Origin of the sequence: Gaetbulibacter sp. PBL-D1 (genome assembly GCF_050509525.1) — a bacterium.
Lineage (GTDB): Bacteria > Bacteroidota > Bacteroidia > Flavobacteriales > Flavobacteriaceae > Gaetbulibacter_B > Gaetbulibacter_B jejuensis.
Genome location: NZ_JBNWKB010000001.1, coordinates 63,376 through 87,185, shown reverse-complemented (window position 1 = coordinate 87,185; position 23,810 = coordinate 63,376). Strand labels below are relative to the sequence as shown.

Sequence of the window (23,810 nt, the reverse complement as noted above, 5' to 3'; positions counted from 1 at the left end):
CATGAAAAATATTCTTTATCCTATAAAATTCACACCTATTTTAAAAGATAAAATTTGGGGTGGACAAAAACTAAAAACACTATTAAATAAGACTTCAGATTTACCAAATATTGGAGAAAGCTGGGAAATTAGTGATGTAGAAGGTGATACATCTGTAGTTGCAAATGGAGCATTAAAAGGTCAAACCTTAAAGCAAATACAAGAAACCTATAAAGAAGATTTAATAGGACTTCAAAACTATAGAGTTTTTGGTAATAAGTTTCCGTTACTTATCAAGTTTATCGATGCAAAACAAGATTTATCTATTCAATTACATCCCAATGATGAATTGGCTGCAAAGCGACACAATTCATTTGGGAAAACCGAAATGTGGTATGTAATGCAAGCCGACGAAGGTTCGAATTTAATAGTTGGGTTTAACCAAAAAATGGATGCTGAAACCTATTTATCGCATTTAGAAAATAAAACGCTTACAGAAATTTTAAATTTTGATAAAGTTAAAGTAGGTGATACTTATTTTATAGAAGTAGGTCGTGTGCACGCTATTGGAGCAGGAGTAGTGGTTGCTGAAATACAACAAACTAGCGATATTACTTATAGAGTTTACGATTGGGATAGAGTAGATGATGAAGGAAACGAAAGAGAACTTCACAACGATTTAGCCATTGATGCAATTGACTTTGAAATGGAAGATAATTTTAGAGTTAGTTATGAAAAGGCTAAAAACCAATCTAATAAAATGGTTAGTTGCCCATATTTTACCACAAGTTATTTAGATGTTGATAGTACACTTAAAAAAGAAAATAATCACGATTCATTTTTGATTTACATGTGTGTTGAAGGAGAAGCACAAATAACTATAGATAGTGCAACTGAAACTATTAAAAAAGGAGAAACAATACTACTTCCTGCAGCAGTAAAGAATTATGAAATAACTTCGGAAAATGCGAAGCTATTGGAAGTTTATGTTTAATTTTGCGACAATAAAAATTTATAATTATGGCAAACGTTAGAAACCTTAAAAAAGACATTAATTACGTTTTAGGTGATATTATTGAAGCTGTTTATGTATGGGAATACAACAACACTGATAAAGACACTAAAAAAAGCGAAGCAATTATTGATGAAGCTATAGAAACTTTTGATTCTTTAATAGCAAAGGTGAACGATAAAAAAGTAGAAGATAAGAAAGCACATTTTAAATCTATCAACCAAGAGTTGGAAGATAAAGGAAGAGCTTTAATCGAAAAAATTAATAAACTAAGCTAAAACAGAAAAAAATGTTTGCAAATATAATTTTCGCGATTATATTTGCATCCTGTTTCGCCGATATAGCTCAGCTGGCTAGAGCAGCTGATTTGTAATCAGCAGGTCGTGGGTTCGAGTCCCTCTATCGGCTCTTAATATTAAACTCTAACTGTAAAACAGTTAGAGTTTTTTTATTTAAAACTATCAAAAAGGGATGAGAAGTTTATCCTGAGCGAAGTCGAAGGGAGTCCCTCTATCGGTTCTAAAATAAAAATCCCAAACGTAAATGTTTGGGATTTTTTTTATTCAATGTTTTCTTCGTCTGATTTCCGTTGCTCAATAGTTTCTTTTAATTGCTTACCGTACTTAGAGTTTTTAATATTTTCATCAAGCGAATCGTATATGGTTTCTAAATACTTTACCGTAGTATTTGGTATTTCGCTTAAGGCTAAATAAGGAGCAACTTCACTGTTTTTATTATTTACAGCAAAATTTATTGTGTAAAGGTATTTACGTTTTAAAAGACTATTGTATTCTTTGTCAAAATCGAAACTAGTGGTATCGTTTTCTTTTTTAGCTTCAAAGTTTTCTTTTATAAGGTCAAGATTTTTGTCATTAAAACGAGACATCATCATTATGTATTCGTCTAATCGTTTTTGTTGCTCAGAGCCTTTTATTTGAGCATCATAATTAAAGTTTTTAAGTGTAGAACTTATTTCAGTAACACCTTTATCTGCAAAAAAAGCAATAACGCCTTCGTCATTGTCGTTTTTGTCTAAGGTTAAAAACAAAACTTCAGGTTCTTCTAAGTCGCTGTGTAACTCAAACTCAGAATTGCCATTAATAGCAAAGGAATCTAGCGTTACCATTAAGCTATCTTGTTGTTTTTGTAAATAAACAGTACCTTTTTTTAATCCTGTTACATGGCCTTTTAAAGTGAAGTTTGTGTCTTTTTTATTTTCTCCACAAGAAATAATTAGTAAAGCTATTACTAAAAGGCTAAAAAGTTTAAAGTGTTTTGTCATATTAAAATTTAAAAAATCATTAATTAAGTTATAGGAGCAACTATTCTCATAAGTTCTGCAGTAAGCATAGCACCATAGGTTCCAACAACATATCCAAATACTGCTAGAATAACACCTACAGTTGCAAGCGATGGATGAAAGGCTGCAGCAACCACAGGAGCAGAGGCAGCACCACCAATATTAGCTTTACTACCCACAGCTAAGAAGAAATATGGCGCTCTAATTAGTTTTGCTACTAAAAATAGTAAAGCAACGTGTATTGCCATCCAAACTAAACCAACCACAATTAGCCCTGGATTGTCAACTATTTTAGTAAGGTCCATTTTCATACCAATAGAGGCAACAAGAATATAAATAAATACACTACCAATTTTACTAGCTCCAGCACCTTCATATTTTTTCAATTTGGTAAAGGATAAGATGATTCCTAAAATAGTAGCTATAGTAATCATCCAGAAAAATTGAGATCCAAATGAAGACCAAGCGGATTTTTTATCACTTACAGCATCGAAGTTAGCTACTAAAAATTCAGAAATTTCATTAGCACCAAAATGAGCAATTCCTACAACAGTAAAAGCAAAACCTAAAATCACCATAAAATCGGCTAATGTTGGGTTCCTAGAAATACTAGCAGCATAACTAGATACTTTTTCTTTAAGGGTTTCAATAGAACTGTTATCAGCTTTCAGCCATTTATCAATTTTTTCTTGTTTACCAATTCCTAATAAAAGGATAGCCATCCATATATTAGCAACAACAATATCAACAATTACCATTCCTGCATAATTTGCTGTATTGTATTCATAAATTTCTAACATTGCAGCTTGATTAGCACCTCCACCAATCCAACTTCCTGCTAAAGTAGAAAGACCTCTCCAAACAGCGTCAGGACCAGCTCCACCAACAGTTTCAGGAGATACTAATGCAATTAAAAATACAGCAATAGGTCCGCCAATTATGATTCCTAACGTACCTGTTCCAAACATAGCAAGAGCTTTCCAGCCTAGGTTGAATACAGCTTTTAGGTCGATACTAATAGTCATAAGTACCAAAGCAGCTGGAAGCATAAATCTACTAGCAATGTAATAGGCTTGAGATTTACCTGTTACTTCTACTAATGAGCCTTCGGCGTTTTCAAATCCCCATTCTGGAGCAATTATCCTAAAAGTAGTTAAAGCTGCAGGCAGCATATATGCCATTAATAATGCAGGTATGTATTTGTAAAATTTTTTCCAAAAACTATTTTCACTTGTGGAAGTATAAAAAACAAAACCTAATGCTAGCATTAACAACCCAAATACTATAGTGTCTTGGGTGAATAAAGGTTTTACTTCGGTTAATTGCGTTGTGTCCATAAACTAAAATTTAAAGGCGCAAAATACCAAAATAAAAGCGCATAAAAAAGCGACATTGTTAAGTGTCGCTCTCGTTATTTTTTTTAGGTTTTGGTTGTCTGTTTTTTTCTTTAAGGTACTGCATGAGCATCCACTCAATTTGACCATTGGTACTTCTAAATTCGTCTGAAGCCCATTTTTCAATTGCTTTGAGCATATCTTCATTTATTCTTAGAGCAAAGGCTTTCTTTTTAGACATTGTTACTATGGTTTAACTGTGTTTTGTAATATGTTATCGCGTTTTCAGCTTCTATTTGCTTTTTTGTACCTATGAGTAGTTTTTTTCCATTGGCTAACTCTAGTTGAATACCAATAGTTCCTGAAACATTAATAGCTTTTCCTTTAGATTTTTTCCAACCACCTTTTATTCCCCAACCACCATATTCTGAAATGGGTTCATAGGTTCTAATATAGGCGTTGTTTATAGATTTCCAAGAAATGGTGTTGTATTTTAAATGCAACGGAAAGAATTTATAATGAATTCCTAATTCGTCAATTTTAGTGGAGAGTTTAAATATAAATATGAGTCCTGAGAAAAATATCAGAAGCAGAATTATTAAAATAAGTTCTAGAGTTGAAATGGAGTTTTGATTTTTAAAATATTCAACGCATACCAATATAATAGGAATAATTGCACTTATTGCTATAAGTGCAATTAACCATAATTGATTAAATCGTTGTTCTTCTTTAAAAACTCTCATTATCTATTTTTATCGCGTTCAAAAACTATAAATGAAATAATATGTTGGTTAGGTGTAATAGTTGTGACACGCCAACCTTCTTTTGCATATTTGTTTAAGATTTCCTCAAGTTTTTCGGTTGGATTTCTCCATCCTAATTTTGGTTTTATGACTTTGTATTCTTTCATAATCTTAATGACTTAAAGTTCCTGCATTTACAACTGGCGAAGCTTCTTTGTCTCCACATAATATAACCATAAGGTTACTTACCATTGCTGCTTTGCGCTCGTCGTCTAACTCAACAATTTCTTTTTTGTTTAATTCATCCAGAGCCATTTCAACCATACTAACTGCGCCTTCAACAATTTTATGTCGTGCAGCAACAATAGCAGTGGCTTGTTGACGCTTAAGCATTGCATTTGCAATTTCTTGAGCATACGCTAGGTAACCAATTCTAGCTTCTAATACTTCAATTCCTGCAATGGATAGTCGCTCGTCAATTTCTTTTTCAAGAGCGTTGCTTACTTCATTTACACTTGAACGAAGTGTGATGTCTTCGTCGTGACCTTCATCGGCAAAATTGTCGTAAGGATACATACTTGCTAGTTTACGAACAGCAGCATCAGTTTGTACACGTACAAAGTTTTCATAATTATCTACATCAAAAGCAGCTTTGTAAGTGTTTTGTACTCTCCAAACTAAAATTGTACTAATCATAACTGGGTTTCCTAGTTTGTCGTTCACTTTTAAGCGTTCGCTATCAAAGTTACTTGCTCTTAAAGAAATCTTCTTTTTAGAGTAAAAAGGGTTTACCCAATAGAAGCCATTCTTTTTTACGGTTCCTACATATTTACCAAAAAGTAATAAAACTCTAGAGCCATTAGGTTGTACCATAAGAAACCCAAAGGCTAAGATTAATGCAGCAACAATACCAAAAGCTGACCACCCTGTTTCTGTAATAAATATTAGTGCAATGCTACCGAAGAATATTACTAAAAAAAGGAATAACATTAAATAGCCATTAGCTGGAACGATAATTTTCTCTTCTTTCATGATTGATTAATTTAAAATGATATTAAAATGATATTATAAAGATATAACTTATCTCATTAGTATGCAAAAATTAATTTTTGTTACAGAAGCCAAAAAAAATAATTTTTGGCACGACTATTGTATTTAAATAAGTGTAATTGATTAATAGCTTTAGAAGCGAGTTAAATATTACATTTGGTTGGTTAGTTAATAAGAAAAGCACCTGGTTTCAGGTGCTTTTTTGTTTGTAGTAAAATGTTGAAATTACTTTGTTATAAAACTAGAAATGGTATCAATAAGCTCTGGTGTTACTTTATGATGTGATTCGTTATACGATTTAAAATTAACCAAGTCATCACCTTCAATACTAAAAAGAACATGGTTCATTTTATCTATTAGCTTCAACTCAGCACTAGGGTTTGAGTCTTTTAGTCGGTTAGCATCTTCAACGCCAACTTGTAAGTCGTTAGTACCATTTACAATAAGTATAGGTATTTGTAGAGATTTTAAAATGTCTTGTGGATTGTATTGCATCCAGTTTATCATAAACGGTTGTATGTCTTTACCCAAAAAAGAAGACAAAACAGGAGGGTAGTTGCTGGTGGTTTTACCTTCTTGCAATACCGAAAATATTTTCTTGGTGTCTTCTAAATAGGCTGGAGCAGTTTGCTCTACTTGTTTAATAATGATTTTATCAATAGTTTGACTTGCACCAGCTATGGAAATAAACCCATCAACATCTTTTTCAGCAGCAATCATTCCTATTAAACTCCCTTGACTATGACCAACTATATAAATTTTTGAATAGGTGTTTTGAGATTTAAAATAGTTTACCACATCAATGGCATCAGTTACAAAATCGTCAAACATTATAGTGTTATCCAACTTTCCTGTTGCTATCAACTTTATGGTACGTTTGTCATACCTAAAGGTTGCAATACCATTATTGGTTAAGCCTTCAGCAAGTTTTTTAAGACTGTTATTTCTTGCAAAGTTTTGATTACCATTTCGGTCAACAGGTCCTGATCCTGCTATAATAATCGCCAATGCTGGTTGCTCAACAGCGTTTGGAACTAGTAAAGTCCCTTCAATAAGAGTATTTACTGCAATCTCTCTTGCAGTAAAATTTTGTGAAAGTCCTTTTGATGAAAACAAAAGCAATACAATTGCAAAATTTATATAGTGTTTCATTGTGTTTTTCAATCTTGTCAAGTCTGTTTCAAAAGTATAGAAAATCAATATTTGTTTGATTGTATAACGACAAATAATTTAAAATATTAGAACGTAAACATAAGTTTTTAAAGTGTATTTTATCGGTAAAACGTATTATTTTATCGTTAAATGTTAAAATTTAATGCATTTCATCGATTTAATATGTATTTAAACAGATTTTTTAAAATATAATTCTACATTTGAAGTGTACTAAAATTTAGTTTTTAGTTCAATGGATTAATTAATTAATATTTGCATTATGTTGTTGGCTTAGAGACCCTAAATCTACAACCGTAATAAAAAGCAAATTAGGAAAACCGAGATTGAGGGATCTCGGTTTTTTCTTTTTACAGCTATACTATAGTTCTAAATGTTAAGTTGATGCGTTCTCCAATAACTTTTTTGGTCTTTGGAACTTGATGTAGCCAATAGTGTTGCATTTCTCCTTTCATTATTAGCAAACTACCATGTTCTAAAATAAGCTTGTGTTTTTCGTCTTTTAGCTGTCTGTGTTTAAAAAGAAATGCTCTTTGAGCTCCAAAACTCAATGAAGCAATTACTGGGTTTTTACCTAATTCTTTTTCATTATCAGCATGCCAACCATTACTGTCGTTACCATTTCGGTATAAGTTTAAAAGTACAGATGTAAATTGATGTTCAGCAGTTTTCTCTACATTAGTTTTAATCCGTTTTAACTCATCAGTAAAAGGTAGAGGAGTCATTGTTATGTTAGAGTAAGCATAGGGTTTGTTATTGTTGGCATACAATGCAGTTAGTCTTGGTTGTTTGTAAGTTTTACCAAAAACCTTAATATCATCTTGCTGCCATGATATGACTTTTCTTAGTCTGCTAAAATACTGGTCGGCTTCAGAGTTGTTATAAAAATTAGGAATATAAATTAGTTCAGCATTAGGAAGCTGAAAGGTTGTTTTTTCGTTTAAAAACAAAGTCATAGCCTAAATTTTTTCTAAATTAGCTTATACATTATGAAAAACAAAATTATCATTTGTCTTCTATTGCTCATATCTTTTGGTTTTACCAAACAAGATACTACCAACTTGCCTGAAGGTTTTGTGTATGTAAAAACAATTATCCCAGATATTGATGTTGAACTACGCTATTATAGTACGCATAATTTTGTTGGAGATACCATAGTAGGTTACAAAGCCAATACACTTATTTTAACCAAGCAATCTGCCGAAGCTTTGAAAAAAGTACAAGATGAATTACAACAGCAAAACCTTTGTTTAAGAGTATATGATGGTTATAGACCACAACGTGCAGTAAACCACTTTATGCGTTGGGCAAAAGACTTAAATGATACTATAAATAAGCAAGAGTTTTATCCTGAAGTTGAAAAACGCTTTTTGTTTAGAGAAGAATATATTGCCACACGATCAGGTCATAGTAGAGGAAGCACTGTTGATTTAACCATTATTGATGGTAATACCAATGAGCCATTGGATATGGGAAGTCCATTTGATTTTTTTGGACAACAGTCTTGGGTGAATTACGAAGACATAACCAATGAGCAAAAAGCCAATCGACAGCTGCTACAACAGGTTATGCTAAAACATAATTTTAGAAATTACTCAAAAGAATGGTGGCATTTTACATTACGTTGGGAACCTTTTCCTGATACTTATTTCGATTTTGAGGTGGAGTAGCGGTTAATGGCTTTATGCTCTTTTCCTGTTTTTTAAAATTATTAGCGTAATAATATAGATTAATACAATAGCAAAAGGAATAGCAACAAACCTATGTTCTGGAAATAAATACCATAATGCTAAAACCACAACAGTTCTTGTTATCGAATGAAAAATACCAACCCAATGATTGATGATCCATGAAAAAGGAAGCCACATCAATCCTGTTAAAATACCAACAGTAAGTGGTAAAGAAGTATAATCAATAAGGAAAAAGGGAATAGCAATAGCATAAACTAACACTGCTTGAGCAACAGTAAAAAAGAACAGTTTATCAAACTCATTTTTCTGTTTTTGTTTATCCAGAAAGTTTTCACCTGTAAACTTTGAAATAAATATGCCTAAATATACAATACTACCTGTTGCAATAAATAATACCCAAACAGTGGTTTGCGCTGATAATGTAAGACCAGAAATTCCAACTAGTAACCAAGCAATCAATCCTGCTAATGGAGTTGCTATAAACTTACCGTTTTTAAATTCAGTGCGTTGCGCTTCAAGTGTTCTTTTGGTTGGTTCCATTTTTTTAGTTTAGTTGGTCGTTTTATTTTTAAAAGCTATCAAGATGAGTTTTATTTTTAATCTGCAATAATTTCAAAATCTACACGTCTATTTTCTTTATTCCCATTTTTTAGTTTTGGACCATTGGGTCTATCAAATTTAGCATCGAGTATTTCTATTCGATTTTTTTCAACTCCATTTTTTATAAAAATTGCTTTTATAAATTCAGCACGTTCGAGCGATAATTTTGGTTTGTTTTCAATCTCAACAGAATCGGAATTTCCAACTATTCGCACTTTCATCATACGATATTTAATCATTGTACTAATAATATGATAAGCTTCTTTTAATTCAGTTGTCGAATTACAGTTTTGCTCAAAGTAGACAGGATTCACAAAACTGTAATCAACTGTTAACCCAATCTTTTCCATTTCTTCTTTTTCTTTCCAGGCGAGATTCCACAGTTTAGAAATTGAGTCAGAAGTTTTAATAAGAGTTTCAGTTGGTATTTTTTCTATAGATTCTAAATCTGCACAATTGTATTTTATTGCTCCGCAAGAAGTAAGTAATAGAAGTGAAATAACAAAATACAAGCCATTTTTCATAATTACGTACTAAGGTTTTGTGTAGTTGTCAGTTTTAGTGGTTTAGGTTATTTTTTAGTCAGTAGATTACATTACAGGTTTCTATTTATTAACTATTTTATCTACTAACCTATTTATCCAAGATGATTTTGGCTTTTCCAAATTTTTTGGCTTTTTACCAAGACGTAAATATTCATATGCTTCGTCCGAAACAAGTTTCTTTAGTTGCGATAATTCCAACTCCATTTCTTCCACCATTTTCGCAGAAAAGCCACCACTCTTTATACATACAAAATTTTGGTCTATTTTATCTATGGTCATAAACTCATCCGAAGAGATTTCTTTATTTAGCCACTTTTCGGTCCGCTCATTATAAAGTTTAGGATTGGTAGGATTTCCATTGTATTTATAATAAATTGAAAGTTTTTTTAAATCAATCATTTTTTGCATTCAATTTTTCTGATAGATAGTACTAAGTAGTATACTACAACTCTAAAATAGTAATAATCAATTACAAATATGACCAAGCCCAATACATTAATACAAACTGTAAAGGAATACGTAGTATTAAAATCCATTTTGGGATGCCAGCACTTGCTTTTTCACCAGATAACATATAAAAATGTACTAGTAAAAACACTATTAACATTGCTATAATGCCATATACAGCACTAGTTTTTAAAACAGGAATACATAAGGCAATACCCAGAGCAATTTCGGCAATGCCACTTAAAAGCACCAGTAATTTATGGTTTGGTAAATACCTAGGCATAATGCGCATATACATTTTAGGTTTTATAAAATGCATAATGCCTGCAAAAACATAAATTGCAGCCATAAGGTGTAGGTGCCAAGGGTTATTCATCTTTAAATACTTTATAAGTGAGTCCTACACCATAATTGGTAAGGTCTGACTTTAATAAACTAGATTCAATACCACTTCCTTTTTTGAATTGTACCCATTTATTATTGTCTAAAAACACACGTTTTATGTAGGTGTTGTGCGTTTCAATTTCATCAGTAAATGGGAAAAGTGGTCTAAAATTAGTAGGGATTTTTACAATGCCTCTTGCTGTTTTTATTTCCTTGTATTTTTTATTAGGAAGTAATTTTCCTGTTTTATCAGTGTAACCTAAAACCTGTATGGATACAAAAAAACCATTTTCAGGAATGAACAAATTGTGTTTGGAAACATCCAGTTCGTATGCATCACCATGTTTTTCGGTAGCTACAAACACAATGTTGTCATAAGTTAGAGCCTCTCCAGGAAAACCATTATTGTTCTTGTAAAACTTTACTTTAAACAGCGTTGAGAATTCACGTTTGTTGGCATTGGAACGTTTGCGCTTTTTCCAGTCTTTTGACTCTAAAGTAATAGGGAAGTGAACAGTGCTTATTTGTTTGAGTTGCGAATCGGTATTGTTAAAAAACACAGCAATTTCCGATTCTATTGTTGGTAACCAGCACTTGTAATAATCGTCATCCAAATACGGTTTAAGCGTTTCTTCCTTAAACTTTCTGTTGATGGTTACATTAATGACTACTTCATCCAATTGGTCAATGTAAGGTTCTAAATTGATAGTCTCCGAGAGGTTGTTTGCTGCAATTGAAACATCTTTGTAACCTAATGCCGAAACAAACAGAGAGTCAACATCTGGATATAATTTTTTACTAAAAACAAACATACCTTCATCATCGGCAAAAATACCATGTCCATTGCCAAAAGATACGGTTGCATATGCAACAGGTATTTTGCTTTGTGCATCCTTTATTCTGGTTTGTGATACTGCAAAACCAGAATAAAGAATACCTAAATATAGTATGAGTTGCTGTGTTTTAAACACCTTATTTTTTATTGGCTATCCAAGCGTTTATTTTGTCTTCTAACAATGCTAAAGGCATGTTTCCTGATTCTAAAATTTGATTATGAAACTCAGCAATATCAAAAGCATCACCAAGTTCTTTTTCAGCTTTAGCACGTAATTCTTTAATTTTTAACTGACCGATTTTATAGGATAAAGCTTGACCAGGAATAGCCATATAACGCTCAATTTCGGCAGTGATACTTGCTTCAGTTTCAGCTTCATTTTTTAATGAATATTTTATGGCTTGCTCTCTTGTCCATCCTTTAGTGTGAATTCCTGTATCAACAACCAGTCTAATGGCTCTGTGCATTTCAGCACTTAACATTCCAAAATATTGATATGGGTTTGTGTATAGTCCAAGTTCTTTTCCTAAGGATTCAGTATATAAAGCCCAACCTTCTCCATAAGCACTGTAATACAATGTTTTTCTAAAGTCTGGTAGTTCTTTATTTTCTTGTTGTAAGGAAATTTGATAATGATGTCCTGGAATAGCTTCGTGTAAAAATAAAGACTCGTCAGAGAAGTTATTGTAATTTTCGGCATTTGGCACAGGAACATAAAAAATACCTGGTCGAGTACCATCTAACGATCCTGGGTTGTACTCAGCACTTGCTGATGCTTCCCTGAAAGCTTCAGTGCGTCTTACTTCAAAAGGTGTTCTTGGTTTTACATTAAATAGTTTATCTAATTGAGGTTGCATAGTTTCATGTATTCTATTGAAGTGCGCTATAACTTCTTCTGCAGTTTTGTAAGGCATAAGCTCTTTATTGGTTCTTACATAGTCAAAAAATGCAATAATATCACCTTCAAAACCTACTTGTTCCTTTACTTTTTCCATTTCAGAAAGTATACGCTTTACCTCACTAAGACCTAGTTGGTGGATTTCATCAGCAGTCATGTTTGTAGTAGTGTAGCGTTTTATTAAATGCTGATAATACTCATTACCATTAGGTGTAGCAGAAATGCCACTTTCAGTTTTACCAGCCGCTAAGTAATCTGTACTCATGTAAGCGTGAAGTTTTTTATAGGCAGGCACAACTTTGTTTAAAACCATGTCTTTGTAAGCTTCGGTTATTTTAGTCTTATCTTCATCAGAAAACGTATCAGGTAAATTCTTTACAGGAGCGTAAAATAAGTGCTCATCAAGATTGGTTGTGGTTGAAGCCTCAAGTTGAGGTAATACTTTTTTGATTAAAGATTTTGGCAACACATAACCTGCTTTAACGCCTTCTTTCATTTTTTCTTCAGCAGAATTCATCCATTGTAAGTAACCGTCTAAACGACTTAACCAGTTGTTATAATCTTCAACTGTTTTAAATGGTTGCGAAGATGAACCGCTAGCCAATTGACCAATAATTAGGTGTTGTGCCCAAAACTGATTGATAGGCATTAAATCTTCATTAAATTCAAAACGCTCTAAGTTGGTATCACATTCCCAAATTAAAATGGCTTTACTTAATCGCTGACTCTCAGATAAACTATCATTATTAAAAGCACTAACTTGAGATTTGTAATTACTGTAATAGGCTTTTTCATCAGATTCAAACTGATTTGATAAGGTGTTTGGTAACTTGTCATTATATCTGTTGTCACCAGCTGAGGTTGCATTTAAAGGGTAAAGTTTAAGTCCATCTTCATGATAAAGCTTTAAAACTTTATCAAAAGCTTCATTATTTACAACATCAACGTCTTCATTGGTTTGGTTACTTTTAGTATCCTCTTTACAGGCAATAAAACTTAGAATTAAACAGCTAAGTGCTAGAATTTTTTTCATTGATTGAATTTTTGAATTAAACCTTAAAGATACATAATCTAATATTCAATCATAAAAAAAACTACTGCTCAATATTGAACAGTAGTTTTAAGTTTTTGGTTGGTAATTTTAATGTTTTATTCTTTGTCTAATTTTTTAGTCATATTAAAACCTGCAAAAAGCCCTAAACCAGCCATTGTAAAAATACAAGCAGGATAAATACCTCCATCATTAATGCTTGTGTAGGTTTCTAAAAGTAAAGCAATAAAAGAACCAAGACCAATGCCCATTAATAATAAGGCTAAGTTTAAAATTAAAACTTTCCAAATTGGTGCTGCTTGTTGTCTTCCTTTTACAAAAATGCTTGCATCTGCTCCTTTTTCAATAAGCGTTATATAAGTTTTTGTTGATAAACGACTAAGCGTTTAATATTCGGTTTTATCACCTTTACTAGCCCATTTATCAAAAACAGAAACACCTTCATCTTGCAACATTTGCTCAAACGGAATGCTTCTTACCGTTATTGGTTTGTCAATTTCTTCGTATATAAAATGATCGTCAAAGCCTATATTTGCAGCATCTACTTTATTACATGCATAATATACTTTTTTAGGTCTTGCCCAATAAATGGCACCTAAACACATAGGACAAGGTTCGCAAGAGGTATAAACAACACAATCGTCTAATTGAAAGCTACCTAAAACTTCGCAAGCTTTACGAATAGCAACAACTTCGGCATGTGCTGTAGGGTCATTGGTAGATGTGACACAGTTATGACCTTCTGCAATAATAGCTCCATCTTTTACAATAACACACCCAAAAGGGCCTCCAGCATTTGAGCTCATTCCTTTGTCTGCCATAGCAATGGCACGTTTCATAAATTCTTTGTGATTACTCATATTGAAATTTTAAACTTTTGCAAAGGTCGTCCTTTTTGTAAAAATGCCCAAATGAAAGTCAACGCTTAATTACTCCACTTTTTTAGCTGGCATATTTGCACCATTTTGATGCAATGTTAAACCTGTAACGACTCCTTTATCATCAACATTAAAACTAATACTAGCAGCAACAACTTTTAGGAAGAAGCGATCTTTAGCTTCAGCAAAAACTTCAAACTTTGGTTGACCTGTTGCCTCTGCAAATAATTGTCCTTCGTTATTGGTTGTTATGGTTATTATAAATTCTGGTTGTAATTCATATTTACCAACGTACGTGTTTAGTATGTCTTGTGAAACAGTAATGCTTTCTTTTTCGGCTGGTGGAGCTTTATCAGTTTCATGACCTAAAGTTTCGTTGTTACCATTAATCATAATAACTTGTTTCTTACCATTATCATCTTTGGAAAATTTGTAAGCAGTTGTACCAGATTCAAAAAAGAAATGTGTTTTTGATAACGGGAAAATTTCAAGTTTAACACTTCCTTCTCGTAAACTATAAATCTTTCCGTTTTCAACAGTAATGTGTCTTATGATGTTGCCATCAAATTCATAAGCACCAACCCAAGTGTTTAATTCATTTTCAGACAAGGTAATTGCATCAGCTTTTGATGGTATAGGTTTTCCAATGGCAATAGCTGCAATTCTAGTCGCTAAATCGGTTACATTTTTACAGTTGCAGTTGCTTAATACAGAAACGAAAATATCTTCTTCAGGTAAGTAAATACCCATAGTGGTATATCCAAAAATTCCTCCTCCATGTTGAATGCTTGGAGAACCACTAATAGTGTTTTCACCTAAGCCATAACCATAAGGAATATGCTCGCCATTGTTGAGTGTAGAACCATGAATGGCTGTTTCATAACTATCTTTAGTAATAAATGTATAATTGTTTAGGGCATTTTGCCATTTAAGTAAATCATTGGTTGTAGACATTAATGATCCAGCAGCATAAGGTAATGTCATGCTTAGATAATCTGCGTTTTCATAACCATTTTCACCTTCTTGATATCCTAAAGCTCTGTTTTTAATTAACTCTTTTTTACTTCCGTAATAGGAATTTGTCATACCTATTTTTTCAAAAATATTCTTTTCAACAAAGTCTTCGTAAGTCATTCCTGAAACAACTTCAATGATGTATCCTAAAAGAATATATCCTGAATTGTTATAGCTGTATTGCTCTCCAGGATTAAAATCCATAGGCTCATCCTTAAAAACATCTATAAGTTCTTTAGGACTCATGTCTTTAGCTGCAAATTGCCTAAAACTAGGAATGTTTGTATAACTTTTAATACCACTAGTATGGTTTAATAAATTATGAATGGTTATTGTTTTGCCTTTAGTTGGGTAATCAGGTATGTATTTAGTAATGTCGTCATTAACCTTTAGTTTACCTTGCTCTTGTAGCATTAAAATAGCAATTGCTGTAAACTGTTTGGTAATTGAACCAATTTCAAAAACATGATTTGGCGTCATTGGCACATCTAATTCAAGACTTGCCTTACCAAAAGCTTTTTGATAAATGACTTTACCGTTTTTGGCGACTAAAATTGAAACTCCAGGTTCATCAGCTTTGTATGCCTCAGATGCTAAGACATCAATTTTAGGTTCAATATTCTCTTGAGAAAATAAATGTGGTACAGGAAGCAACATGCTAACTAAAAAACATATTGCTAAGGCGAAACGTTGTGAAATCATTGGTCGGTTTTTTTAAAGTGATAATTTACAGTTTATTATAAGACGACCAAATAGTTTTTTAGTTACAGTTTTACTTAATAACCTTTACTGTGTATGTTGCAACAATGTCGTTATTAACTTTTATATGCACATCATGATAACCTTTGTGTTTAAAGGTATTGTTGAATGAAATGCTAGTGTCGGTTTTTTGTAAGTCTTCGATTTTAAATGAGTGTTCCTTTGAGCCAACAAATTGCACAAGCTCTACTCGGTCTTGAGGGTTAGATGCTAATGTCTTAAAACTAAAATGTAATGCTACGTCTTTTTTAGTGGTCACATTAAGTGTTTTTGGATACGTAGGAATAATTTTGTGCTTAAAAGTTTCACCATAAACAATAGCTTGAGGTGTAAATTTGGTATTTGCTAACGAATCATTTAAAAACCATTTTTTATCCAACGGAAAATGATTTTTGGCAAAAAGAATAGGGTCTGTTAAAAAATAGCCATCATTATAATCTTTAATAAAACTCGTGTTTAAAGTAAATCCGCTAGACCAAGTGGCATCACACAAGTACCATTTATTATTGAGTTTTACGGCATTCCAAGAATGGTTAGCAAAGTCTAATGCTTCAACATTGACAGAAACTGATCTTCCGTAACCATCAACAATCACGCATTCAATGTCAGCTAAAAAACAAAGTTCTTTTACCAAATAGGCATAACCTGTGCACATGGTTTTTTTACGTTTAAGTAGTTTTTTAAAGGCTTTAACCTTAAACTCATTATTCCATTTTAAATAAGCTACAGAATCGTGTGCTAGTTTTTTTTTGTGTTTAAAAACTTTACTATCTTGAGTAGTATCTCCTTTTATATTTTGGCATACCCAAAGATAAATAGCCCTGAATTTTTCAACATCAGTTTTAATATTAGCGGTAAGCTTATGCGCAAGTACAGGAAGGTTGTCAAGATCTTCTCCTTCATTTAATTTCGCAATATTATCTGCACGTGTAAAATCGACAGTGTTAAAATCCGATACTTGCGCTACTGAAAAGCTTACAATACTAAAGGTTATTATAACGAGTGTTTTTCTCATGTTGTAGTTTAATTCCTTTTAGACTTGTAAACTTCTTTTGTTGCTACTTTTCCCATAATGATACAAGTGTCACCTTCCATCATAACTTGTAATGCTACACTAGAAGCAGAATTTTTATCATTAATAACCAATTTTTGAGATTTCATTCCTAAATAGCTAAAAACCAAAATATCTCCTTTTTTTAGTTTCTGCGGAAAAGTGAAGTTGCCATCAAAGTCGCTAGAAGTTCCAATAGTTGTGCCTTGTAGCACTATGTTTACTCCAGGAAGTGGAAATTGACCATCAGTAACAGTGCCTTCGACCGTTATGTTACTTTCTTGAGAATCTTGAAGCACTTTTGAATTGTTTTTATCTGAACTGTCAGACGTTTTTGATGTGTTTTGTGCTTGAGCAGTTCCAAACGAGAATAATGATAAAGATGCTAAACCAACAGCGCTTAAAAAGCTTAACTTTTTTCGTTTTGGAGTAGGTGAGTAGGTTTTTAACTGATTGTTGTTAAATCTGCCACATACATTTTGAGTTTCTTTTGCCTTAAAAAATGCAATAATTTCATTTGAAGTCATTTTAGTGAAATCAACAACCTCTTTTTCGCATGAGCCACAAAAACCACCTTTTGCAGTAGGCATAAATTTTTGAAAGTTTTCTTGACAAGGTGATTTAATACTTAAGTTGAATGGGTTTTTCATAATACAAAGTGTTAATGTTATACCTGTCAAACCTAGCAAAGACTAAGATGTTGTAAAATGAGGAATTGGTAAAAGATGTGTTTTAGTGAGGGAACATCACTTTTTGTTTAGGATAAAAAAAACCACTTCGTGTTAGGAAGTGGTTTTTTAGTTCTCTTGTCATTGCGAATGTAATGAAGCAATCTCACATTAAATAAATAGATTACTTCGTAATTCTTCCTCGTAATTACGAGTTTACTTTATCATGTCGTAGCTACGCTTAATAAAGTTTGTAAGTTCTTCACCTTTAAGTAACCCTTGACTTAAACGCGCTAAATCTAAACTTTGGTTTATTAAACGTTCTTGTTTTTTCTTGGTTTTGGTGTTTAAAATTTCACCAACCAATTCATGATTTGTGTTTACAACCAAGTTGTACATATCTGGCATGTTGCCCATACCAAACATACCGCCACCACCAGTTTGTTGCATCTCTTTCATACGACGCATAAATTCTGGTTGTGTAATCATAAATGGAGCAGCATCGCTATCCATAGGTTCTAATTGCACTGTGAATTTTTCAGCAGGAATTACTTCTTTAAGAAGTTCGTCTAGCGTTTTCTTTTCATCATCACTTAATTTTGAAATCTTGTTGTCATCTTTCTTAATTAAGTTGTCTACATGATCAGCATCAACACGTGCGAACGAAATATTCTCTTTTGTCGTTTCTAGTTTTTGCATTAAGTGAGAAACAATAGGAGAATCTAAAAATAACACTTCGTAACCTTTTGCTTTTGCAGCTTCAATGTAGCTGTGTTGCGCATCTTTGTTTGATGCATAAAGAATAACAAGTTTATCGTCTTTATCAGTTTGTTTTGCTTTTATAGCATTGTAAAGTTCGTCATACGTGTAGTGTTTACCATCTACCGTTGGGTACAATGCAAAGGCATCAGCTTTTTCAAAGAATTTTTCTTCAGAAAGCATTCCGTATTCAATTACAATTTTAATGTCGTCCCATTTTGCTTCAAAATCTTCACGGTTGTTGTTGAATAACGATTTTAATTTATCAGCCACCTTACGTGTAATGTAAGACGAAATTTTCTTCACAGCACCATCGGCTTGTAAGTAACTACGAGAAACGTTTAGTGGAATATCAGGAGAATCAATAACACCACGAAGCATCGTTAAGAATTCTGGAACAATACCTTCTACGTTATCTGTTACAAACACTTGGTTTTGATACAGTTGAATTTTATCTTTTTGGATGTTGAGGTCGTTAGTCATTTTTGGGAAATATAAAATCCCAGTTAAATTAAACGGATAGTCAACATTTAAGTGAATGTGAAATAATGGTTCCTCAAACTGCATTGGGTACAACTCACGATAGAAGCTCTTGTAATCATTGTCTTCTAAATCTGTTGGTTGCTTTGTCCAAGCAGGATTTGGATTGTTTATGATGTTGTCAACCTCTTTTGTAGGTGCAGGATCGTCTTCTTTTGCATCTTCAGGTTTTGGTAAGGTTTCTGTTTTTGTTCCAAATTTAATTGGCACAGGCATAAACTTATTATACTTTGTAAGTAGTTCGCTTATGCGGTTGTCTTCTAAAAAATCGGTAGAATCTTCAGCAATATGAAGAATAATTTCAGTACCTCTTTCAGTTTTATCGTGAGCTTCTAGTGTAAATTCTGGTGAACCATCACAAGTCCAATGTGCAGCTGGTTCATCTTTGTAAGATTTTGTAATGATTTCTACTTTTTCAGCAACCATAAATGCTGAATAAAAGCCAAGACCAAAATGTCCTATAATTCCTGAATCTTTTGCAGAATCTTTGTATTTGTCAAGAAACTCTTCGGCACCAGAAAAAGCAACTTGGTTGATATATTTTTCAACTTCGTCAGCAGTCATACCTAACCCTTGGTCAATAATGTGAAGTTTTTTACCGTCTTTATCAACTTTTACTTCAATTTGCGGATTGCCGTATTCAACGCTAGCTTCACCAATACTGGTTAAGTGCTTTAGCTTTAAAGTTGCATCAGTTGCATTACTAATTAACTCACGTAAAAAGATTTCGTGGTCACTGTATAAGAATTTTTTAATGAGCGGGAAGATGTTTTCTACCGATACATTAATGTTTCCTTTTGCCATAATATATGTGTTTTATTGTATTTGTAATTATGTTCATTCCAAAGACAAAAAAAATACCAAGCCCAAAAAAGTGACAAAGTGACATTATATAAAATGTTATGCATGCATAACGATAGATTATTTTTTTTAAAGAGGTTTTATTTTGAAATATTTAAATTGCGAAGCTAATTTTTATGATATGTATAATTCAAAAATAATAGGTTTAGGTTCTTATGTGCCTGACAATGTGGTAACCAATGATGATTTAACCAAGTTGATGGATACCAGTGATGAATGGATTCAAGAGCGAACAGGAATTAAAGAGCGTCGTTGGGTAAAACCAGGAAGTGGTGATACCACATCTGCAATGGGTGTAAAAGCAGCTAAAGTTGCTATAGAACGTGCAGGAATTGATAAAGATGACATTGATTTTATCATTTTTGCAACTTTAAGTCCAGATTATTACTTTCCTGGACCAGGAGTTACCGTTCAAAAAGAATTAGACATAAAAACAGTTGGTGCATTAGATGTACGTAATCAATGTTCTGGTTTTGTTTATGGATTATCGGTTGCTGATAATTTTATAAAAACAGGAATGTATAAAAACGTGCTTGTTATTGGAAGTGAATTACATTCTCACGGATTAGATAAAACTACTCGAGGAAGAGGTGTTTCGGTGATTTTTGGAGATGGAGCAGGAGCAGCAGTTTTAACACGTGAAGAAGATAATAGTAAAGGTATTTTATCAACGCACTTGCACTCTCAAGGAGAACATGCCGAAGAGTTAAGCTTGATAGCTCCAGGAATGGGAAAACGTTGGGTAAATGATATTATAGCAGATAATAATCCTGAAGATGAGAGCTACTATCCTTACATGAACGGACAGTTTGTATTTAAAAATGCCGTAGTTCGTTTTAGTGAAGTAATTATGGAAGGCTTAATGAAAAACAAGTTGCAGGTAAATGACATTGATATGTTAATTCCGCATCAAGCCAACTTGCGTATTTCGCAGTTTATTCAAAAGAAGTTTCAATTGGAAGACGACCAAGTATTTAATAATATTCAAAAATACGGAAACACAACAGCAGCTTCTATTCCTATTGCTTTAACTGAAGCTTGGGAACAAGGAAAAATAAAAGAAGGTGATACTGTAGTTCTTGCTGCCTTTGGAAGTGGATTTACTTGGGGAAGTGCTATTATTAAGTGGTAAAGGCTCAATAAAAAAGTAAAATTTATAACCATAAAAAAACCCGAAACTTTAAAACGTTTCGGGTTTTTTCGCTATTAACCAACTTACTAACACTAAACTATAAAACAGTGATATTTTAATTGATTAACTTTAAAACTTATCACTACACCTTAGACGTAAAAAATTAAAATTTATTTCATTCGTTAACACTTTTAACTATCAATTAACAAAAATTAAAAAACCCAAAGCAATAACCTTGAGTTTTAAGTTTAACACTTACTACTATTTTTTGAATTTTGATTGATGAAGGCTAATTCAAATTAATCTAAATTCTTTAAGAAAGTAGCTAGTTATATAATAGACGAGTTAATTGCGTATATATTACAGTTTTTAATAAATTTTTAAAGAAAAAAAGCCCAAAGTTTTCACTTTGAGCTTTTGTGTATAATGTGTTGTTTTCAAGTTTTTTTATAATTTATGAAGGCTAATTCAAATTAATTTAAACTTGTCGATTACATTATAACTGCAAAAAAATGACTTTTTGGTGATTTTTTAATCATGAATAATCAAGAATAACATTTTATTAACTTTTGAAGAGTAAAAACCCGAAACAAAAATGTTCCGGGTTTTCTTATTCAATAACCAAGCATTAACACTAACCATCAACTATTACGTTGGCTATCAAATTTTTTTACATAAAACCACCACTTCCTTGGGTTTCATTATCATCTCTTTGTTTTCTGCTTAACGCTCTGTATTTTCCACCGCCAAATCGGTAAGATAATCCTATGCGCCATTGGTTACTTTCCCAGTTAAATTCACCTTCAGTAGGAAAAGGTCTTGTGCCATCAAAAGCAAATTTCATTGAGTTGAAAATATCACTGTAACTAAAGCTAAAAGTTGCCTTGTCCTCTAAGAACGTGTAGCGTAATCCAGTGTTAACTAATGTCATTGGTTTTCTTATGTTTTGAAGCCCTTTTTCTTGCCCTCTATACATTCCAAAAACAGATAAATTCAAACTTTTAGTAACTTTAAAGTTGTTATTCATTCTAAAGTTAAAAGTAGAGTTGTCTACATCAACGTTTTCTTGTTCTACAACACCTCTTACAGTTCTGTAATAAAACTCAGCACTTGCATTTAAACTCCACCATTTTGTTGGTCTGTAGTTTGTAGAGGCTTCAACACCATAAGCTGAATTGTTGTCAAAGTTATCGTAAGTTAATATTACGCTTTCTCCAGTTGGATCTTCTGGATCTATATAAACAGCTCTGTTAATTTCATCTTCAATGTTTCTGTAAAATGTACCAGCAGTTATGCTACCACCTTTTATTATTTTAGTATAGTTAATTTCGAATGAATTGGTAAACTGTTGTCTTAATTCAGGATTACCAATTGAAGTTACACGAGGTGTACTCCATTCTCTAATTGGGTTGATTTGTCCTAAACCAGGACGATCAACACGTCTACTATAACTAAATTGCAAAGTGTTTTTTTCTGAAAGATTATAGGTTGCAAATACCGATGGGTAAATACTGAATTGCTCATCAGTAAATTTGGCATTGTCTTGAGTGTCTTGAGCAAAGTTAGCTTCAACTTCATATTGCTCTAAACGCGCTCCAACTTGGTAAGACCATTTTTCGAATGTTTTACCATAAGTGGTGTAAAACGAATATATGCTTCTATTGTACTCATAATTAGAATCGAATAAATTAGCATTTGTAGTATCGTAAATATTATCAGAGTTATTAGATCTGTATTCTGCACCAATTTCTAGTTTAGCCTTTTCAGATAAAGGGTTAACATAGTCTAAATTTATAACAGTATTGTCTCTTTTGTTATCAACAACATCAATATAACCAGTGTTGTCATTAAACGCGAAGTTAGCAAACTCATCACTATCAAACGTGCTATAGTCAGCTTCTAAACTTATATTATGACCTTCTTTTTTGAAGTCGTGTTTATAAGCTCCATTGTAGGTTGAAGTGTTATTTTCATTTGAGTTATTGAACACCTGACGGAAATCAGGAAAATCATTATTTAAATATAATACATCAGTAGTTCCATTACCTTTTCCATCATATATGTTTTGATTGGTGTAAAATGAAAGTGTATTATTATCATTAATGTAGTAATCTACTCCAATTTTATAAAGGTGCGATTTGTTGTTGTTACCAAAATCGAACAATTGCTCAGTATTGTTGTCAAATCGCTCTATCATTCCGTAGTTTTTGCTTTTCCCTATGTTGTTACCGTAGTTTCCGTAAAAGTTAAGTTTTCCATTTCGGTAGTTCATATCAATTGAACTGTTGAAGTTAGGACTGATTTCTTTAGCGAAACCTATGTTTACATTACCATTAAAACCAATGTTTGTGTTTTTATGAAGAATGATGTTGATAATACCACTCATTCCTTCAGGATTGTATTTAGCTGATGGGTTTGTAATTAATTCAACACTTTTAATTGATGTAGAAGGAATCTGTTTTAATAATTGAGCAGCAGGTACGTTGGTTGGTTTACCGTCTACAAGTACACGTACATTTTCATTACCACGTAAACTAATGTTTCCGTTTTGACTATCAACACTTACTGCAGGAAGATTGTTCATGATTTCTGAAGCAGTCGCTCCAGTAGTAGTAAGGTCTTTACCAATGGTAATGACTTTTCTGTCAACTTTTTGTTGAATTGAAGATACTTCTGCTACAACAGTCACTTCGTCAAGGCTTGCAATATCTTCTTCAAGCATAATATTACCAAGGTCAATTCTGTAACTGCCTTTATCGACAATTATTTCTTTGGTTACTGTTTTGTAACCAATGTATTGAGCGCTTAAAAAACTTTTACCTTCAGGTATGTTTTTAATTTCAAAATTACCTTGGTCATCAGTAATCCCACCAGTAATAGTTGTACCAGCTGCATTTTTAATAATAATGTTTACGTAAGGTAAGGGTTGGTTGAGGTTTACGTCTAATACTTTTCCGGTTACGGTTCCATCTTTTTCAGTGTTAGCTAATGTAGCATTTGCAGTTAAAGATAGGGTAAAAGCAAATAGACAAAGCAATAATAACTTTTTCATTTTTTGATTGATTGATTAGTTTTGTTTTTTTACGATTGTATTTGATAGACGCCTTTA

General features: G+C 32.5%; 25 protein-coding genes and 1 tRNA gene. 5 read left to right on the top strand and 21 right to left on the bottom strand.

What is annotated here, in order from left to right; all coding sequences use genetic code 11:
• Position 1 precedes the first annotated feature (1 nt).
• From ACQ0RB_RS00445 to ACQ0RB_RS00435, 3 genes are all read left to right on the top strand, one after another.
• A complete protein-coding gene (locus tag ACQ0RB_RS00445; RefSeq protein ID WP_430495807.1) occupies positions 2–973 on the top strand; it encodes a type I phosphomannose isomerase catalytic subunit in 972 nt (323 codons plus the stop codon).
• Between the two features lie 26 nt (positions 974–999).
• Positions 1,000–1,269: a hypothetical protein gene (locus ACQ0RB_RS00440; RefSeq protein ID WP_129759043.1), complete on the top strand. Its 270-nt coding sequence runs from the start codon at positions 1,000–1,002 to the stop codon at positions 1,267–1,269.
• Between the two features lie 56 nt (positions 1,270–1,325).
• Positions 1,326–1,399: transfer RNA gene (locus tag ACQ0RB_RS00435), tRNA-Thr, on the top strand.
• A gap of 151 nt (positions 1,400–1,550) precedes the next feature.
• On the opposite strand, the gene ACQ0RB_RS00430 is transcribed toward ACQ0RB_RS00435, so the two are convergent.
• The 8 genes from ACQ0RB_RS00430 to ACQ0RB_RS00395 form a co-directional block, all read right to left on the bottom strand.
• Positions 1,551–2,273 (bottom strand): DUF4369 domain-containing protein, encoded by a 723-nt coding sequence (locus tag ACQ0RB_RS00430; protein ID WP_430495806.1) that lies wholly within the window; start codon positions 2,271–2,273, stop codon positions 1,551–1,553.
• 23 nt (positions 2,274–2,296) lie between these two features.
• Complete coding sequence (locus tag ACQ0RB_RS00425; protein WP_430495805.1) at positions 2,297–3,628, bottom strand: DUF819 domain-containing protein; 1,332 nt, start codon at positions 3,626–3,628, stop codon at positions 2,297–2,299.
• 58 nt (positions 3,629–3,686) lie between these two features.
• Positions 3,687–3,866: an Arc family DNA binding domain-containing protein gene (locus tag ACQ0RB_RS00420; protein WP_129759040.1), complete on the bottom strand. Its 180-nt coding sequence runs from the start codon at positions 3,864–3,866 to the stop codon at positions 3,687–3,689.
• Positions 3,859–4,368, bottom strand: a complete 510-nt coding sequence (locus tag ACQ0RB_RS00415; protein WP_430495804.1) for a hypothetical protein — start codon at positions 4,366–4,368, stop codon at positions 3,859–3,861. Before ACQ0RB_RS00415 ends, ACQ0RB_RS00420 begins: the two co-directional genes overlap by 8 nt.
• Positions 4,368–4,535 carry a DUF4177 domain-containing protein gene (locus ACQ0RB_RS00410; protein ID WP_129759039.1) on the bottom strand — a complete coding sequence of 56 codons (168 nt, stop codon included), beginning with the start codon at positions 4,533–4,535 and terminating at the stop codon, positions 4,368–4,370. The genes ACQ0RB_RS00415 and ACQ0RB_RS00410 overlap by 1 nt, the downstream gene beginning before the upstream one ends.
• 4 nt (positions 4,536–4,539) lie before the next feature.
• Positions 4,540–5,400 carry an SPFH domain-containing protein gene (locus ACQ0RB_RS00405; RefSeq protein WP_129759038.1) on the bottom strand — a complete coding sequence of 287 codons (861 nt, stop codon included), beginning with the start codon at positions 5,398–5,400 and terminating at the stop codon, positions 4,540–4,542.
• Between the two features lie 243 nt (positions 5,401–5,643).
• Positions 5,644–6,570: an alpha/beta hydrolase gene (locus tag ACQ0RB_RS00400; protein WP_430495803.1), complete on the bottom strand. Its 927-nt coding sequence runs from the start codon at positions 6,568–6,570 to the stop codon at positions 5,644–5,646.
• A 374-nt stretch (positions 6,571–6,944) separates the two neighbouring features.
• Positions 6,945–7,544, bottom strand: a complete 600-nt coding sequence (locus ACQ0RB_RS00395; RefSeq protein ID WP_430495802.1) for an alpha-ketoglutarate-dependent dioxygenase AlkB family protein — start codon at positions 7,542–7,544, stop codon at positions 6,945–6,947.
• A gap of 33 nt (positions 7,545–7,577) precedes the next feature.
• Between ACQ0RB_RS00395 and ACQ0RB_RS00390 the strand changes: the two genes are divergently transcribed.
• Positions 7,578–8,258, top strand: a complete 681-nt coding sequence (locus ACQ0RB_RS00390) for a M15 family metallopeptidase (protein ID WP_430495801.1) — start codon at positions 7,578–7,580, stop codon at positions 8,256–8,258.
• Between the two features lie 12 nt (positions 8,259–8,270).
• Here the strand turns inward: ACQ0RB_RS00390 and ACQ0RB_RS00385 are convergent, their stop codons facing one another.
• The 12 genes from ACQ0RB_RS00385 to htpG form a co-directional block, all read right to left on the bottom strand.
• The gene (locus ACQ0RB_RS00385; protein WP_430495800.1) at positions 8,271–8,819 is read right to left on the bottom strand and encodes a DUF7010 family protein; all 549 of its coding nucleotides are present in this window, start codon (positions 8,817–8,819) and stop codon (positions 8,271–8,273) included.
• Between the two features lie 56 nt (positions 8,820–8,875).
• On the bottom strand, positions 8,876–9,403 hold the full coding sequence (locus ACQ0RB_RS00380; RefSeq protein ID WP_430495799.1) for an OmpA family protein: 528 nt from the start codon (positions 9,401–9,403) through the stop codon (positions 8,876–8,878).
• Between the two features lie 81 nt (positions 9,404–9,484).
• Complete coding sequence (locus ACQ0RB_RS00375) at positions 9,485–9,823, bottom strand: hypothetical protein (protein ID WP_335974329.1); 339 nt, start codon at positions 9,821–9,823, stop codon at positions 9,485–9,487.
• A gap of 70 nt (positions 9,824–9,893) precedes the next feature.
• A complete protein-coding gene (locus ACQ0RB_RS00370) occupies positions 9,894–10,247 on the bottom strand; it encodes a DoxX family protein (RefSeq protein ID WP_430495798.1) in 354 nt (117 codons plus the stop codon).
• A complete protein-coding gene (locus ACQ0RB_RS00365; RefSeq protein ID WP_430495797.1) occupies positions 10,240–11,226 on the bottom strand; it encodes a hypothetical protein in 987 nt (328 codons plus the stop codon). The genes ACQ0RB_RS00370 and ACQ0RB_RS00365 overlap by 8 nt, the downstream gene beginning before the upstream one ends.
• Before the next feature lies 1 nt (position 11,227).
• Positions 11,228–13,021, bottom strand: coding sequence for a DUF885 domain-containing protein (locus tag ACQ0RB_RS00360; protein WP_430495796.1), 1,794 nt, complete (start codon positions 13,019–13,021; stop codon positions 11,228–11,230).
• Between the two features lie 116 nt (positions 13,022–13,137).
• The gene (locus ACQ0RB_RS00355; protein ID WP_335974460.1) at positions 13,138–13,395 is read right to left on the bottom strand and encodes a DUF6249 domain-containing protein; all 258 of its coding nucleotides are present in this window, start codon (positions 13,393–13,395) and stop codon (positions 13,138–13,140) included.
• 30 nt (positions 13,396–13,425) lie between these two features.
• Entirely contained in the window at positions 13,426–13,899 is a 474-nt protein-coding gene (locus ACQ0RB_RS00350) for a nucleoside deaminase (protein WP_129759029.1), read from the bottom strand.
• A 69-nt stretch (positions 13,900–13,968) separates the two neighbouring features.
• On the bottom strand, positions 13,969–15,633 hold the full coding sequence (locus ACQ0RB_RS00345) for a serine hydrolase (RefSeq protein ID WP_430495795.1): 1,665 nt from the start codon (positions 15,631–15,633) through the stop codon (positions 13,969–13,971).
• Positions 15,634–15,703: 70 nt separating this feature from the next.
• Entirely contained in the window at positions 15,704–16,705 is a 1,002-nt protein-coding gene (locus ACQ0RB_RS00340) for a transglutaminase domain-containing protein (RefSeq protein WP_430495794.1), read from the bottom strand.
• Between the two features lie 8 nt (positions 16,706–16,713).
• Positions 16,714–17,391, bottom strand: a complete 678-nt coding sequence (locus ACQ0RB_RS00335; protein WP_430495793.1) for a carboxypeptidase-like regulatory domain-containing protein — start codon at positions 17,389–17,391, stop codon at positions 16,714–16,716.
• Positions 17,392–17,625: 234 nt separating this feature from the next.
• A complete protein-coding gene (gene htpG / locus ACQ0RB_RS00330; protein WP_430495792.1) occupies positions 17,626–19,512 on the bottom strand; it encodes a molecular chaperone HtpG in 1,887 nt (628 codons plus the stop codon).
• Positions 19,513–19,690: 178 nt separating this feature from the next.
• Between htpG and ACQ0RB_RS00325 the strand changes: the two genes are divergently transcribed.
• Positions 19,691–20,701 carry a 3-oxoacyl-ACP synthase III family protein gene (locus tag ACQ0RB_RS00325; RefSeq protein WP_430496124.1) on the top strand — a complete coding sequence of 337 codons (1,011 nt, stop codon included), beginning with the start codon at positions 19,691–19,693 and terminating at the stop codon, positions 20,699–20,701.
• A 670-nt stretch (positions 20,702–21,371) separates the two neighbouring features.
• Here ACQ0RB_RS00325 and ACQ0RB_RS00320 read toward each other — a convergent pair.
• Entirely contained in the window at positions 21,372–23,753 is a 2,382-nt protein-coding gene (locus ACQ0RB_RS00320) for a TonB-dependent receptor domain-containing protein (protein ID WP_430495791.1), read from the bottom strand.
• Positions 23,754–23,810 lie beyond the last annotated feature (57 nt).